The organism is Aquimarina addita, from assembly GCF_039539305.1.
Lineage (GTDB): Bacteria > Bacteroidota > Bacteroidia > Flavobacteriales > Flavobacteriaceae > Aquimarina > Aquimarina addita.
This window is the reverse complement of sequence record NZ_BAABCW010000014.1, coordinates 75,825-91,796: the sequence shown is the minus strand read 5'-3', so window position 1 is coordinate 91,796 and position 15,972 is coordinate 75,825. Positions and strand designations below refer to the sequence as shown.

The following is a 15,972-nucleotide window of genomic DNA, read 5'->3' as shown; positions in this document are numbered from 1 at the left end:
TTAGGAGTATTTAGTATCCATCATTTTGCATAAGGTTTTGATTTTTATCAATCTCAGACTGTGGAATCGGAAATAGTAGATTAAAATCCTGCGCAGGCTTACCACGGGAAATTGCTTCTGAAATAAACTTATCATGTCGGATCAAATCTTGACGTCTTAATCCCTCTGTATGAAACTCTTTGGCTCTTTCTTCCAGAATAAAATCGTTGAGGCTATCCGATGAGGGAAATTCTACTACTGAAACTGCCATCAGACCTGCCGCCAATCTTACATCATTAATTAAATCTATCGATTCTTGATTAGGTCCCTGCAATTCATTCAATGCTTCTGCACGAGACAAAAGAATATCAGCATACCTTAAATATGGCCAATCGTTTCCACTGATATCACCTATGCCGTTTGGGTCCTCCTGGTATTTAAAGCTTCGTGTATCGTCTTCACCTAAAACAACTAAATTGCCTTCACCATTCGTGTATTCAAACAGAAAAGCGTCAAGACGTTCGTCTTCTTCGCTAAATATATCTATGAAACTAGATAAAATTTTAAACTGCGCTGCAAAATTTACTTTAGGTGGAAATTCAAATTGATAGCCTGGTGGCGCTGCATGACTTAGATAGGTGTTTCCTAAACCAGTTGCTGGATTGTCTGGAAAAGGAGCGACAAAGATAAATTCATTATCTCCTTCATTTGCCAAGGCAAAAAGATCTGTTCGATTCCCTTCAGTAAATAAATCATGAACTCCAAGGGAAATTAATTCCTGAGCGGTATCAGCCGCTAATTGCCAATCTCTATTATTTAAATACATCTTAGTAAGAAATCCAAGTGCAGCAGTATTTGTTACACGACCAAATTGTTCTTGTGTAGCAGGAAGAATATCGGCCACTGTGTTAAATTCATTTTCCATAAAGGTTAGCATTTCTTCCTTTGTAGATCTAAATGGACGGTCTGTGACAGCAGTTTGACTTGTTACGATTAATGGCACAGGACCGAATAAATCATACAGCTGAAAATAATTGAATGCGCGAAGAAATCTTGCTTCTGCGACAATTTGAGTTCTTCGCTCCTCATCCATATCAATATTTGGAACTTGTTCTATGGTAACATTTGCCCGATAAATAGCAACGTAATAACGCCCCCAGAAAAAATCAAAGTAAGGATGTGTAGTGGGCCATATAAAATCTTCTATGGGTTGGGTATTTGCGTTGATTCCTCCTCCGCGCTCAATAAGAATATCAGTAGTCATCTCATTGATTGTAAGATAGTCTCTACTGATATCCCTATAGCCCTGTGATGCTGTATAGACTCCATTTAACAATGCTTCGGCATCTTCTGCAGAATTGTAGAAATTTGTAGGTCCCAAGACAGAAAACGTCTCTTCTTCTAAGGCATCGCTACAAGAAATCAATGTCATTATGGATAGTATAGAAAGTGTTTTTATAATTTGTGTCATTTTCATTGCCAGTTATTTAAAAGTTAATATTCACTCCTAAAGTGTAAATTTTTGATAACGGATAAGAGTTATAATCGGTTCCTCCAATATCAGGGTTAAAGCCGGTATAATCTGTAATTGTAAAAAGGTTTTGACCTGTGACATATATTGAGAAATCATTGATAAACTTGTTGTTGAGATGTTGAAAATTATAGCTTAATGTAATCTCCCTGAGTCTAAAATAAGAACCGTCTTCTACCACCCTACTATTTATAGCTCTTGAAAAATCATTAGTTAAGAAGGATGGATGTTCTGTCGAGGGATTTTCTGGAGTCCAGCGATCTAAAACATAGCTCTGCCTGTTTCTTCTTAATTCGATGGGGTTTTCAGTATCTATTCTTGTATAGTTAAGCCGTTCGGCTCCCAGTACACCTTGAAAAAATAAATTCAAGCTGAGGTTTTTATAAGAAAAAGTGTTAGTAATACCAAAGAAAAAATCAGGAAAACCGTCTCCTAAAATCACGCGATCATCCACATTTATGATACCATCACCATTAGAGTCGGTGTACCTTATATCACCTGGATTGGCATCTGGTTGAGCCGAGTTATTAACCTCATCTTGTGTTTGAAATATACCATCAACATTATAGCCATAAAAGGAGTTGATCGGATCACCTACTCGAATAATAGTAGATTCAGGTAAAAATCTCAGGCTTCCTCCTAGAATGAGTGGTAGCTCTCCAAGATTAGTTACTTCGTTTTTTAATGTTGACAGATTTAAGGATGTACTCCAATTAAAATCTCCAATAAAATTCTTTGTTTCTAGCAAAAATTCAAGTCCACTGTTCTCTACGTCTCCAATATTTTGCAATGAGCTGCCAAACCCGCTTGTTTCCGGGATTGGTAATGCAAGCAACAGGTCAGATGTTTTTTTCTTGTAATATTCAATGGAACCATTAATCCTGTCATTAAAGAAACCAAAGTCCAATCCTATATTTAACTGTCCCGTTCTTTCCCATTTTAAATCAGGATTCTCTAACTGGCTTGGTGCAATAGATTCAAATTGTTGGCCGTTAAAAACTGCATCTCCTGTAGTTCCAAGCAAGACTAAGGAATTATAATTACCAATTTCTTGATTGCCCGTAATTCCATAAGAACTGCGTAGTTTTAAACTAGAGATAAAATCGACATTAGCAAGGAACGACTCATTTTTCAATTTCCAAGCCAATGCAAGCGAAGGGAAATAACCGTATTTTTCGTCTATACCAAATCTTGAAGAACCATCTATTCTAAAGGAAAAGGTTGCCAAATATTTGTCTTTAAAACCGTAATTTACTCTTCCCAAATATGAAAGGAGTTGGTTTTTAGATCGTTCAGAACTCACAGTAAATCTCTCTTGGTCGCCTGCTCCAAGGTTATTAGTAAGAAAGGCATCTGTAGGAAAGTTTGAACTACCTGCACCGAAACCCCTATTGTTAAAATCTTGATATGAATATCCTAATACTGCATTTATACTATGGTCTTCGGCAATGATATCATTATAATTTACCGTAAACTCAAGCAAATTACTCCAGGATTCTGAAGACGCAATTCCAGCTGAGCCATTACTTGCTTGCCCTCTCTTGGTAACTGAGCTGATATAAGTATCGGTTCTTCCAGTTGAGCGGTCGTTTGCCAGATTGATTTTTGCGCTAAGTTCGTCCAAAAATGAATATTCAAAATATGCATTACCAAAAGTTCTATTGGTTCTGGCAAGGATAGAAATAGTTTCTGCTTGTGCTAGAGGGTTATCCAAATCTATGATCATACTTTCAGAATAATCACCATTTTCATCAAAAACGGGTAGCGTAGGGTCCATTTGCAAAGCTGTAGTTATTACACCTGCCGCGGCATTTATATCTCCATAAGGTACATCCTGATCTTGAACTAAACTTGTATTAAGATTTATTCCAAACTTGTAATTTTTACTTTCGTGATTTATGTTTACCCGAGCCATTGTCCTCTGAAAGCCTGTATTTAAGATAATCCCTTCTTCATCAAAATGATTTAGAGACAAATAATAATTTGTATTGTTAGAACCTCCAGAAACCGAAACTTGATGATTGATTACAGATGCTGTGCCCAAAACCTGATCCCACCAATCTGTTCCCTCACCTATTTGACTAATTTCCTCCTGAGTAAATATGGCAGACTGATTATTATCCGTACTGATATCGTTAATAAAGTTAGCATATTCAGTTCCATTAAGTAAATCAAGACGCTTTGCTACATTCTGAACACTATAATATGTAGAATAGTTTATTTTTACTTTTCCTTCTTTTCCTTTTTTAGTAGTAATCAATACAACTCCGTTTGCTCCTCGAGAACCATAAATAGCTGTCGCAGATGCATCTTTCAAAATTTCAATAGATTCTATGTCGCCTGGGTTGATTGCATTACTTGGATCTCTTGGTAAACCATCAATAACATATAATGGCTCATTACCCGCAGTAATGGAACCCGCACCGCGTATTCGAACTGAAAAACCACCACCAGGTGATGCACTCTGTTGTGTTATTTGAACTCCGGCTGCCTTCCCTTGAATAACGTTTAGTAAGCTACTTTGAGCACCTTTTGGGAAATCCTTTTCACTTACAGATGTAACTGCGCCTGTAAGGTCACTCTTCTTCACTGAACCGTATCCAATAACAACAATTTCATCTAATTGACTTATATCATTCTCCAAAACAATAGTTAAAGGTTTATTTTCAGTTAACTCAACTTCTTTTGTTGAAAAGCCTATATAGTAAAATACGAGGGTTTTCCCAGCTTGAAACGCAATCGAAAATTTTCCATCAAAATCAGTTGTTGTTCCTTTCATTTCACCTTTCACTAACACATTAACACCAGCTAATGGCGTACCCGCTTTATCCTTAACCACACCGGTTATATTTTGTTGAACTTCTTGAGATATCTTCGGAAAGATTTCAGTTGGTGAAGCAAAAGTTACGCTGATGCACCCTACACAGCATAAGACAGCTAGTAATTTGCTTTTAATGTCAAGGAATACCGCTTTATATAATACATGAAATTTGTAGTGGGCTTTCATACATGAGAATTTTAAAGATTAATTCACCGTTACTACTTAAACGTTTAAGTACTTTTATATATGTTTTTATAATCTGTAACAAAAATAAATTATAATTTTTAATTACGCAATACTTAAACGTTTAAATCAATAATATTGTTAATATTTACCTTTTAAACTATCATAATCGTAATTTTCTCAAAGTAAAAAGGCAGACCACTGGCAAATTAAAAGACTCAAAATATCGAGTTTAGGTGTCGATTTTGATTCTCAAAAAATCTCATTATTTTATAAATATTTACTAAATAATCGCACCTATTTCCTGATATTTTTTATACCGCCTACTATATAAACTCGCTTTTGACAAATCAGGTTCATAAATAGTATCGAGACCTTGCCCTAGAGCTGAAACAGCCGTTTCAATAGTATCATAAATATCTGCAACAACTGTTGCAAACATGGCAGATCCAAGTGCACACGTTTGTTCTGCTTTATTAACTTTTATAGGCATACCGATAACATCCGCCATCATTTGCATCACAAAATCAGACTTTTTAGCTACACCTCCCAAGGCAATAACACCTTTAATCGGAATACCTTTCTCTATAAAATGCTCTATTATTTTTCTAGAACCAAAACATGTGCTCTCAACCAAACTTCTAAAAATTCTTGGTGCGTCACTTGCTAAATCAAGATTAAAAATTGCTCCTTTTAAGTAAGGATTAGCATTTGGTGTTCTGCGACCATTGAACCAATCAAAAGCCAGTTCTGAGTCTTCGTCAAACGGTAAACATTTTGCAGCTTTGCTTAAATCTGTTAAAACATTCATTTGAATATTTTTTATTAGCATTTGTTTTACATCCTCTTCTACATCTGCTTTTAAGATAAAATCAAAGGTTGTATTAGTTAACAATCTTATAAACCAATCATAGACATCTCCAAATGCGGACTGACCTGCCTCAAAACCGATCATGCCTGGTATGATTGACCCATCTATCTGACCACTTATTCCTGGTATCAATATCTGCTCTTTATCACTTTTTGGAATAACCAGCATATCACAGGTTGATGTACCCATAACTTTGCTTAAATAGTAGGGCTCTATTTGCCCTCCAACAGCTCCTAGATGCGCATCTAATGCACCAACACCTATCTTAACTCCTTCGTTTAAACCTAGTTTTAAAGCCCACTCTGAGCATAAATAACCTGCAGATGTGTCTGAGGTAAACACCTCAGTAAATAAAGGATGTTCAAGAGTATTGAATAGCGGATCTAATGAACTAAAAAAATCTTTTGGAGGTAGGCCCCCATGTTCATCCGCCCACAAGCCTTTGTGTCCAGCCGCACAAACACTTCGTATTATATTTTTATAATTGGTACCACCTGTTAGTAAAAAGGGCATCCAATCACAATGCTCTACCCATGATGCTGTGGCTTCTCTAATTTCTTTATCAACTCTTAATGCTTGTAATAATTTTGCCCAAAACCATTCTGACGAATAAATACCACCTGAATATTGAATGTAATTAATATCAAACTTTTTAGCATGTGCATTTATTTCATCAGCCTCTTTCATCGCTGTATGGTCCTTCCAAAGAAAAAACATAGCGTTGGGATTGTCTTTAAATTCATCTCTTAAGGCTAGTGGCATACCCGTTTCATCTACGGGTGTAGGTGTAGAACCTGTAGTATCTATAGTAATAGCCTTAATGTTTTGAACAATTTCTTTTGACGTATTCGTTACCAAACTACGTATGGTATACTCTAAACCCTCCAGATAATCTAAAGGATGTTGTCTAAATTGATTTTTAGAAGGGTTACAATACTGTCCTTTTTTCCATCTCGGATATTCATATTCTGATTCGGCAACTACTGCACCATTAAAAGCATTTACCAATATAGCGCGAACGGAAGCTGTACCATAATCTACTCCAATTACATAAGCCTCATTTTTATGTATGAACATACTTTTTAAGATTCTAGGTTTTTTGGTTGAATTTTATGTTGAATCATAGCATATACTGCAACGACAGCTAAACAAAATAAGGGTATATAAAATGATAGGTTTATGCTTTTTGTCCAATCAGAGACAATACCTTGTAACCCTGTTAAAACTGCACCACCTAAAATAGCCATGATTAATCCTGATCCACCAATTTTAGAATCGTCTCCCAATTTGCTCATTCCTAGACTGTAAATAGTAGGAAACATTAAGGACATACATCCTGAAACAAGTACCAATGCAATAACTCCAACGATACCGTTACCGTAGATAACAACTATAGTGCATAGTATTCCTAAAAGTGCTGAGACCATTAGTAGTTTTCGAGGTTGTATATATTTCATTAATGCGGTAAACAAAAAACGAGATGCTGAGAAAAGAATAATGGATGCTAAATAATATACCGAAGCATCATTTTCATTTTTATCCAGTTCTTGCATAACGTATCGTATCGTATAAGACCATAAACCAATTTGAGCACCCATATAAAAAAATTGCGCTACAACCGCCGATATATAATTCTTGTTTCTGATAAGACGCTTCAAGGTTGTGCCAATCTCCAATTTTTTGACTTTATGACTTATAGATGGCATTTTTGTAAACTTCACCAATAGCCAAACCAACAATAGAAAAAGAGCAACGCTAACATAAGTTCCCATTACAGAAGTCAATTCTTCAGACTGAATAGCTTTGAGATCCATCACATCCATACTTGCACGTTGGTCAGCATCTAATAAATTAAGATTAGAAAGAATGAAAAACTTACTTAATACTATACCTGTAATCGAACCAATCGGATTAAATGATTGCGCAAGATTAAGCCTTCTCGTTGCGGTTTCTTCAGCTCCCATTGAGATGATGTAAGGATTTGCCGCGGTTTCTAAAATGGACAACCCACCAGCTAAAATAAAAAGTGCTGCTAAAAAGTGTCCATATACCATAGTTATACTTGCAGGGTAAAACAATAATGCACCCAAAATAAAGAGGGCTAACCCAAACAATACACCTATTTTATAAGTATACCGTTTGATAAGAATGGCGGCTGGTAATGCTAATAAAAAATAGGAGCCATAAAACGCCATCTGAATCCATGAGGTTTGAAAATCACTCATACTCATAATACGCTTAAAGGCGGCCAATAAAGTGTCTGTCATATTATTAGCTAATCCCCATAAAAAGAAGAGGCTTGTAATGAGGATAAATGGCCATTTATTACCTGGCTTTATAACAGGAACCTGAGTCTTTTTATTCATAATGCACCAAGATTTTTAATTAATTTGTTCCATATAAAGGTCCGTAAGTCTGACAAGCACGATAATCTGAACTTTCTTTCTCCATACCAAAACTATTCCAAGCGGAAGGCCTAAAAATCCTTGTCTCATCAATATTATGCATGCACACAGGTATACGAAGCATTGAAGCAAGTGTGATAAGTTGATCTCCAATATGACCAAAACTGATAGCACCATGATTAGATCCCCAATTATTCATTACAGCATAGACATCTGTAAAAGCTCCTTTTCCTGTTAAGTTTGGGACAAACCAAGTTGTAGGCCATGTCTTATCGGTTCTATTATTTAAAGTCTTATGAACATTTTCAGGCAAATCAATAGTATAGCCTTCTACAATTTGAAGGCTTGGCCCTAAACCTTTAATTAGGTTTAAACGACACATGGTTACAGGCATTTCCCCCTTGGTAAGAAAGCCCGAAGAATAACCTCCTCCTCTAAAATAACCAACATTAGCAGGATACCAAGTAGTCGCATCGATACAAGCTTGTACCTCACTTTCTGAAATATCCCAAAAAGGTTTCATAACTGGTTTACCTTTTTTTGTTTGTTGAGCAGTACCATCTAAAGTCGCAGATCCGGAATTTATTAAATGAATAAAACCATTTTTGGCAATACCATCAGGACTCCATTTGGTAACTCGTTCAACAGCTTTTGGACTCCAATACGTTCTTACATCGGCAAAAATTTGCGCTGTATTGGTTAACAAGTAATTAAAAAGCATTGAAACACCGTTTAGGGCATCGTTTTCTGTTGCCACCATATACGGTGCGCGCTTGCCATTCCAGTCAAAAGAAGAATTTAAAATGGCTTCCGGGAAATCCCCATTTGGTAAAAAATCCGTCCATTGACGTTGCCCTTGAAAACCCGAGACAATAGCATCGTGTCCCATTGCTTCTTCTCCATACCCCATCTCTTTTAACTTTGGGTTTCCTTCCATTAAGTCACGAATAATAAGCGTCATTTTTACTACAAATTTCCAGTCATCATCCTTCAGTTGTCTGGAACGTTGTTGTGTCTTTTCATTAAAATCTTCTCCTTCTTTACAATTTTCTTTGGTCCATTTTAGCGCTTTCTCAAACTCGTCCTTATCATAAATCTCGTTTTCGATTCGTCTAAAAACTTCAGAAGAATCAACATATTCGTTACGCATACAAAGAAAATCCTGAAAAAAATCAGGATTGATCATGGAGCCAGCAATACCCATCGAAACACTTCCAATAGCCAGGTAGCTTCGATTTTTCATCAATGCTACGGCTAAGCCTGCTTTTGCGAACGTTAAAAGTTTATGTTTTACATCAGGGGTGATTTCATTATCGTTTAAATCCTGTACATCTTCACCATAAATACCAAAAGCAGGTAATCCTTTTTGATTATGTGCAGCTAAGGTTGCTGCCAGGTATACCGCACCAGGACGCTCTGTACCATTAAAACCCCAAATGGCTTTTGGCAAATGTGGATCCATATCCATAGTTTCGGTACCATAGCACCAACAAGGAGTGACTGATAAGGAAACACCTACGCTATTAGTAGAAAATAAATCCTGACAATCTACTGCTTCCTTTACTCCACCTATACAGAAATCAGGAATGATACACTTAATTTGTGAACCATCTGGATATCGCAATTCTTCCTCAAATAGTTTAACTACATTTTTAGCCATATTCATAGTTGTTTCCTCCAAAGATTCTCTGACGCCGCCTAATCTGCCATCAATAATTGGACGAATACCTATTTTGGGATATTTAGTTTTAGTTGTCATATCTATCATTTAGATCTATAAAGCGTTAATAATTTGTGTTAATGAGACCCCTAAAGCAGATTGTGAGATCTTAGTTAATTCTTTTGTAGTTCCTATGAAATGAAAAACAGTATGATTGTGTGTCAATATTTCTCCGGGTCTTAAGAACGCAGCTGGGGAGACACTTTCAATTTCATAAAATGGTCCCATTTGTTTGCCATCTTCCAAAGGTCCGTCATTATAAGCGTTCATGGCATCTCCAATTAAAGGGTCTCCTTCTAACTTCCATTCTTGGTTGAGATAAGTAGCGCTAGGGTCAATATCGAATATCGTGATTGTTAAAATATGGTTAATAGCATCATAGCTACCCGCAGTATTTAAAGCTCTCACTGGATTTATTCCTAATTTACCACGAGATTTACCGTCTGCTTTAAAATATAGAATACCATCTTCCAATTTGATGCGATCCTTTGGGATTTGACCAAAATAATCTGTGGTAGCAACATTACCTTCAGTTTGTAAGTTGTAGGGAATAACAACCGTTGTTTTTTCTGATGGAGGAAACATATCTAGTATCCATATGCAGGGTGCACCTGTAGTTTCGGTCCAAGCGTTATCCCCACTATTTTCTATTGAGTTTTTAGTTTGGTAAGCAACTGCTTCAACATTTTTGACACTAACGCTTAAAAGCTTTTCCATATCATTTTTATTTAAAATAGAAATTTCTCTTTCTACTTTTATATTAAAATCTGAATTAGCATAATTAGTTAACAGCATTTGTTTTGTAAGCGTTACTGAAGTTGTATTCTTGCTTTTTATATCCCATGGTTCACTATCGATAGGAGAAGGAGTTTTCCAATTTTCAAAAGTCATTTCGATTTCAGGTTTAAAAAACAATGAAAAGATATTTCCTTCTGGTCCTAGCCAACATCGATTTTCACCACCATAAGCATTCATGTGTGCATCTTGCTTTCCAAAGGCATCATAATTTACCCATCCTAATGTTTTCCCTTTATTTCCATTAACTGTAGATGTAAAAACCTTTGCCTGAAATTTAGGAGACACTATCACTTCTGCACTTCCTCGTTTTAATATAATAAGGTTAGTATCCTGCTTTTTTAAAAATGCTTTATCATAAGCAAAACTTCCTTTCTCAAAGTTATCTGTATCCATTTCAATAGTCCGTTTGGTTTTTTCCTTGCAAGCTAAAAACATGCATAGAATGAGTATCTTAACTAAAATTTTATTCATATCTATAGTGGTTAATAAACTTCTGAATCATTTTTGAACATTTAGACCACTTAAACGTTTAAGAAACATGCAAAAGTATGAGATCAAATATATTACTTAAACGTTTAAATAAAAAGTTAAATGATTAAAATTTAATTAATTAGTCGATTCACTGAGGATTATGCAATAAAAAAAGTTATTATTTACTAGATTCATTTTCTACCAAAGTACTTTTAATACATACTTGAGAGAGTTTTTTATTGGGCTTGTCAATTTGATCAACCAGAATATCTACAGCATTAGTTCCTATTTCAAAAAGTGGTTGTTTAATATAAGTAAGAGGACAATAATAAAAATCAAACGCTTCTGCCGCATCAAAAACAATAACAGAAACATCATCTGGCACTTTCAATTTTAAAGCATCTATGCGCTTTAAACCATACAAAGCCAATGTATTGGTTGCAAAAAGGATAGCGCTGACAGGATTATCTGACAATACTAATTCGTCAACTTTTTTATTAATCTGTTCCTTCAAGCTTGAAAAGTCTATCTTTTTAATATTACTCTTCTTCGGACTACATCCTGCTTCTTCAATAGCTTTGCAATAACCATTAATTCTTTCTTGCATATGATATAACTCACTATTGTAAGCAATAAGGCCTATTTCGCTATTACCAGATTCTATAAGCTTATTGGTTGCTTTGAAAGTTGCCATAAAATTATCTGTAGCAACATAATTAGTGTCTATTTCCGGAAAGTACCTATCAATTAAAACAAATGGTATATTTTGTTTTTGTAATGCTTTTATCTGTTCTAATGAATCTTCTGCAGGAGCAATAATAAATCCATCAACTTGACGGTTAACGAAAAAAGTTATTAAGTCTGAGGACTTACTAGCCATCTCGTCAGAACTACCAAAGATCACTGTATAATTATACTTTTTAGCTTGATCCTCAATAATTCTTGCAATATTCGCGAAGAAAGGATTTGATATATCTGCTACAATTAAACCAATGCTATATGATTTACCACTTTGTAAACTTTTGGCAATTTGGTTTGGTCGATAATTAAGTTCAGATGCTATTTTCTTTATTTTTTCTGAAAGTTCTGGACCTACACCGCTATTATTTCCTTTTGTTAGAACGTAGGATACTGAAGCAATAGATACTCCTGCTTTCTGAGCAATGTCCTTTAATGAAACTTTTTTAGCCATTAACAAATATAAGATATTAAACGTTTAAGTTCATAAACGAAAAAAGATAAATTTATTGTAACAAATTAAATCCAGCAGAGCGGAAAGGGCTAACAGAATAAAAAGTCAAAAATGGAGATTATTTCCAAAATACTTTCATGAAGTTCTTTTTCTGAAATGTAGTTTTTACGGAATAGCAAGGAAATGTACTTAATATATTGACAACAATCCTTCTTATTATTATAGTCATATATGTAAATATTTAAAAATGATCGAAAAATTATTTTGTCTTTGAATTTTCCTATTTCCAAAATTTCTTCATTTGGTGAAATTAAATCTGGTATAGCATCTATTAATGAATCGTAGTTAAGTAATCTATAGCCATCACTTTTTCAGTATCCAAACTCTTCATAGAATCCTGTATATATAATATCATCAATAGCTAAAACTGATCTTACTGTTAGTTTTAGCTGGTAATTGATAACTTCCTGATTAAGGTATCATACTCCAATAAACCACTATTATTAGCAACATATACCTTTCCATCCTTTGCTCTACTTACATCTCAATTTTGGTTACCTGCTTTATATTTCCTTAGTCATTGTGCATCAGAATACACAAGAAATCGGTGTTGAAGCAGCCAGATTTATCTTAAAACGAATTAAAAAAACAATGGTAAAAAAATGTCAAACAGAAACAATAGCTGTTAATCTAAACCAGTTATATTTTATATTTGCTAGTAAAGCTTAACTTTATAATAACTATGGCTGTTTTAAAACTCAGATCGATATCGATACTTCTTTTAAAATATGGTTTTCTTCTTATCTATATATCTATTTCTACAGCATGCAAAAATGAACCCAAAACACCTAAAATACCTGCAGTAATAAAAGCGCCAGAGAATATGGTTTGGGTAGAAGGGAAAACTTTTTTACAAGGTGCAAAAGATACCGATACGTTTGCCATGGATAGAGAAAAACCTGCGCATTATGCTACTGTTGATGGATTTTTTATAGATGCAACCGAAGTCACAAACAAACAATTTCAGGCATTTGTTGATGCTACAGGTTATCTTACCATTGCAGAACGGTCTATAGATTGGGATGAAATGAAAAAAGAATTACCTGAAGGTACACCAAAGCCTCATGATTCTATTTTACAGCCAGGGAGCCTAATATTCAATAAAAATGTGGATGCTGTAGTTAATATGCAAAATTATGGGCAATGGTGGACTTGGAAGATTGGAGCAAACTGGAAACACCCGCAAGGACCAGAATCTTCAATTAAAGGTCAAGATGACTTTCCCGTGGTTCATATTTCATATGAAGATGCTCTCGCCTATTGTAAATGGGCAAATAGAAGATTACCTACAGAAGCAGAATGGGAATCTGCTGCACAAGGAATACAAACAGATGCTATTTTTACCTGGGGGAACAATGCTGAAGTTTTAAACAAAAAAACAAATACTTGGCAAGGTCAATTTCCTCTAATTAATGAACCCTTAGACGGCTTTAAGTACATTGCACCTGTAAAATCTTATGACCCAAATTCGATTGGAATTTATGATATGTCTGGGAATGTCTGGGAAATAACCAGTGATTATTTCAATGTTAATTATTACAAAACATTACAAGAAAATGATAATATTATCAATCCTAAGGGCGCAACATCAGCATTTAATCCCGATAATCCCTATGCGAAAGAACATGTGATAAAAGGCGGTTCTTTTCTTTGTAATGCTTCTTACTGTGCTAGTTACAGGATTTCTGCTAAAATGGGAATGAGTCCGGATTCTGGATCTGACCATACAGGGTTTAGAACAGTTGTAACTCCAGAAATGCTAGCTAAAAAATAAATAGTGTTATTTTTTAGAAATATAAAAGTTGAATATAGACTTGTATTTTTTATATCGAACCCAATATAGGTTATGTATATCGGTTACTTAATTCTTCCCTAGTATTATTTCATTTTCCGATAATAATTTTGACAAACATGTTTGGTGAAAAAATAAGATTTATATGCATTTAATGTAAAATACAGGTTACAATAAAACCTGAATGTAAAACTTTGTTACATCGAGACCAAATCTGCAACCAATAGAAAAGGTACCTTTTGAACGTCTTATTATCACTAGGAAATTAAAATTTTAATTGTTGCGCCCGGCTCCACAAAAAACTTGCGAATGATCAATGATTACGGGAGTTTTATATATAGCCCATAATTAAGGAGTTTTTTGATTTATTTTTTAGCTAATCATAACAAAATGAATAGTTTTTGTAGCTTAACAAACTATTGTTCGAGAATTGCACTACAAAATTTCACCAAAGCTACAGCTACAAATTATGACTTTTTAAAATAATATAGTAACCGTAGTGACTATAGTGATTGACGAAATTTATTAGGTGTAATACCACTTATCTTTTTAAAGAAACGCGTAAAATGAGTGGGTTCTTGAAAATTAAGTTGATATGCTATTTCAGCTACATCCATAGCTGTAAATGATAACATTGTTTTACTTTCTAAAAACACCCGCTGCTGGATGATATCTTTAGCTGTCTTACCTGTAATTCGTTTAATTGTCGTAGTGAGATGATTAGACGTTACATTGAGTTTACTTGCGTAATCACTTACTCTTTTTGAATCAACATATAACTTATCAACTAGTTGCTGGAATTGCTGCGTTAAAACTTGTGCCCGGGATAAATGACTTTCAGTAGTTTTATATCGTTCATACACAGATTTACAATTATAAAGTACAGAAATCAGCATGCCCTCGAGCATTTTTTCTTGATAAGGGTGAGGGTTTTGAAATATAGAATACATCCGTTGCATATCCAACTCTAATGATTTCTGTTCCTCTGATTTCATTAGAAACACACTATTTTCCACAAGTTTCAAAAAAGGAAATTCTTCTGTGAGGTTAACGATAGTTTTAGAAATAAATTCTTTTCTGAATTGAATGTGATATCCTACTGTTTTTTTGTCTCTAACCCAAGAAAAAACCTGTCCTGGCACTACAAACCAAAGGGGAGACTGTTCTAATTTTACTTCATTTGTATTTAGGTTAATTTCACTCATACCTGTATTACTCAAAATCCCAATTTGATAAAACCCTTGTCTATAAGGTGGCATACACATTCGTGCTGTAGGATTTAGAGATTGTAAGGTAAAAATATCAAAGGAAGGAATATGAGAACGGTGATTGAATCCCGTAGCTTGATGCAAATCATTACTTCTTTCAAAAATTGGTATTTCTTTTTTAACCATAAGACAAAGTTAAAACTTAAAATATAATGATCAATACTTCAGATCAGTATTGATCTTATACTCATTATGTATTAGTATGTATGATTTTGAACTCTGAAAGCGTCAATGGTTTATTCCAAATTGGACTTCCTGGATCCTGAGGTTTAGAATCCTTGAGTGTTCCTAAATTATAAGGCAGAAAACCTGCTTGTTCAATAAGTTGACTAACTTTATTTTTTGCCGCTTCATCATCTCCAGAAATCGGCATTACCAATAGTTCATCATCACGAAATGACTCTTTTCTTAAATATTCTGACCATAGTGTAGTAAATGATTTAATAAGTTTAGTATTCGGTAGTTTTTTTGCCATAAATTCACCAGCAGTTATATCCTCGGGAATCATTCTGAAAATTTTTCCGTTATCATCATAAGCCAAAGGGTTAGTAGCATCTATTACTATTTTATTATCTAACAGACTTCTAACCTTTTCCAGAGCCTCATCAACTGTTTGATAATTCACTGCCAGTAAAACGATATCTCCAAATTCTGAAGCTTCCACTATACTACCAGCCTGTGCATTGTTTCCTATTTCATCGATTAGTGGCGTCAATTTCTCAGGATTTCTAGAACTGAACATTACTTTATGTCCTGCATTTGCCCAAAATTTTCCTAATAAACCGCCTATACTCCCTGAACCTATAATCCCTATATTAAATGTATTTTTCATTTTTATATTTTTTCTAATTGTAATTTTTAACTATCATAAAGATAGTTTA

10 protein-coding genes are annotated in these 15,972 nt (G+C 34.5%); 1 reads left to right on the top strand and 9 read right to left on the bottom strand.

Features of this window, described 5'->3' with window-relative positions:
- Positions 1-10 precede the first annotated feature (10 nt).
- The 7 genes from ABD816_RS15945 to ABD816_RS15915 form a co-directional block, all read right to left on the bottom strand.
- Positions 11-1,456, bottom strand: coding sequence for a RagB/SusD family nutrient uptake outer membrane protein (locus ABD816_RS15945; protein WP_344929086.1), 1,446 nt, complete (start codon positions 1,454-1,456; stop codon positions 11-13).
- Positions 1,457-1,466: 10 nt separating this feature from the next.
- The gene (locus ABD816_RS15940) at positions 1,467-4,517 is read right to left on the bottom strand and encodes a SusC/RagA family TonB-linked outer membrane protein (RefSeq protein WP_344929084.1); all 3,051 of its coding nucleotides are present in this window, start codon (positions 4,515-4,517) and stop codon (positions 1,467-1,469) included.
- Positions 4,518-4,797: 280 nt separating this feature from the next.
- Complete coding sequence (locus ABD816_RS15935) at positions 4,798-6,462, bottom strand: ribulokinase (RefSeq protein ID WP_344929083.1); 1,665 nt, start codon at positions 6,460-6,462, stop codon at positions 4,798-4,800.
- 5 nt (positions 6,463-6,467) lie between these two features.
- Positions 6,468-7,751, bottom strand: coding sequence for an L-fucose:H+ symporter permease (fucP, locus tag ABD816_RS15930; protein WP_344929082.1), 1,284 nt, complete (start codon positions 7,749-7,751; stop codon positions 6,468-6,470).
- Between the two features lie 19 nt (positions 7,752-7,770).
- Entirely contained in the window at positions 7,771-9,549 is a 1,779-nt protein-coding gene (locus ABD816_RS15925) for an L-fucose isomerase (protein ID WP_344929079.1), read from the bottom strand.
- A 15-nt stretch (positions 9,550-9,564) separates the two neighbouring features.
- Positions 9,565-10,779, bottom strand: a complete 1,215-nt coding sequence (locus ABD816_RS15920; RefSeq protein WP_344929078.1) for a DUF6786 family protein — start codon at positions 10,777-10,779, stop codon at positions 9,565-9,567.
- 178 nt (positions 10,780-10,957) lie between these two features.
- Positions 10,958-11,971: a LacI family DNA-binding transcriptional regulator gene (locus ABD816_RS15915; RefSeq protein WP_344929077.1), complete on the bottom strand. Its 1,014-nt coding sequence runs from the start codon at positions 11,969-11,971 to the stop codon at positions 10,958-10,960.
- Positions 11,972-12,713: 742 nt separating this feature from the next.
- Between ABD816_RS15915 and ABD816_RS15910 the strand changes: the two genes are divergently transcribed.
- Positions 12,714-13,805, top strand: a complete 1,092-nt coding sequence (locus ABD816_RS15910; RefSeq protein ID WP_344929076.1) for a formylglycine-generating enzyme family protein — start codon at positions 12,714-12,716, stop codon at positions 13,803-13,805.
- 521 nt (positions 13,806-14,326) lie between these two features.
- Here the strand turns inward: ABD816_RS15910 and ABD816_RS15905 are convergent.
- Both ABD816_RS15905 and ABD816_RS15900 read right to left on the bottom strand, forming a co-directional pair.
- Positions 14,327-15,217, bottom strand: a complete 891-nt coding sequence (locus ABD816_RS15905; protein ID WP_344929074.1) for a helix-turn-helix domain-containing protein — start codon at positions 15,215-15,217, stop codon at positions 14,327-14,329.
- 64 nt (positions 15,218-15,281) lie between these two features.
- A complete protein-coding gene (locus tag ABD816_RS15900) occupies positions 15,282-15,923 on the bottom strand; it encodes an NADPH-dependent F420 reductase (RefSeq protein WP_344929073.1) in 642 nt (213 codons plus the stop codon).
- Positions 15,924-15,972: the final 49 nt, after the last annotated feature.

What these genes read in the sequence shown, in the direction of transcription:
- ABD816_RS15915 (WP_344929077.1), bottom strand. Translation starts at nt 11,971, where the DNA reads ATGGCTAAAAAAGTTTCATTAAAGGACATTGCTCAGAAAGCAGGAGTA.
- ABD816_RS15910 (WP_344929076.1), top strand. Translation starts at nt 12,714, where the DNA reads ATGGCTGTTTTAAAACTCAGATCGATATCGATACTTCTTTTAAAATAT.
- ABD816_RS15900 (WP_344929073.1), bottom strand. Translation starts at nt 15,923, where the DNA reads ATGAAAAATACATTTAATATAGGGATTATAGGTTCAGGGAGTATAGGC.
- ABD816_RS15905 (WP_344929074.1), bottom strand. Translation starts at nt 15,217, where the DNA reads ATGGTTAAAAAAGAAATACCAATTTTTGAAAGAAGTAATGATTTGCAT.
- ABD816_RS15940 (WP_344929084.1), bottom strand. Translation starts at nt 4,517, where the DNA reads ATGAAAGCCCACTACAAATTTCATGTATTATATAAAGCGGTATTCCTT.
- ABD816_RS15935 (WP_344929083.1), bottom strand. Translation starts at nt 6,462, where the DNA reads ATGTTCATACATAAAAATGAGGCTTATGTAATTGGAGTAGATTATGGT.
- ABD816_RS15945 (WP_344929086.1), bottom strand. Translation starts at nt 1,456, where the DNA reads ATGAAAATGACACAAATTATAAAAACACTTTCTATACTATCCATAATG.
- fucP (WP_344929082.1), bottom strand. Translation starts at nt 7,751, where the DNA reads ATGAATAAAAAGACTCAGGTTCCTGTTATAAAGCCAGGTAATAAATGG.
- ABD816_RS15920 (WP_344929078.1), bottom strand. Translation starts at nt 10,779, where the DNA reads ATGAATAAAATTTTAGTTAAGATACTCATTCTATGCATGTTTTTAGCT.
- ABD816_RS15925 (WP_344929079.1), bottom strand. Translation starts at nt 9,549, where the DNA reads ATGACAACTAAAACTAAATATCCCAAAATAGGTATTCGTCCAATTATT.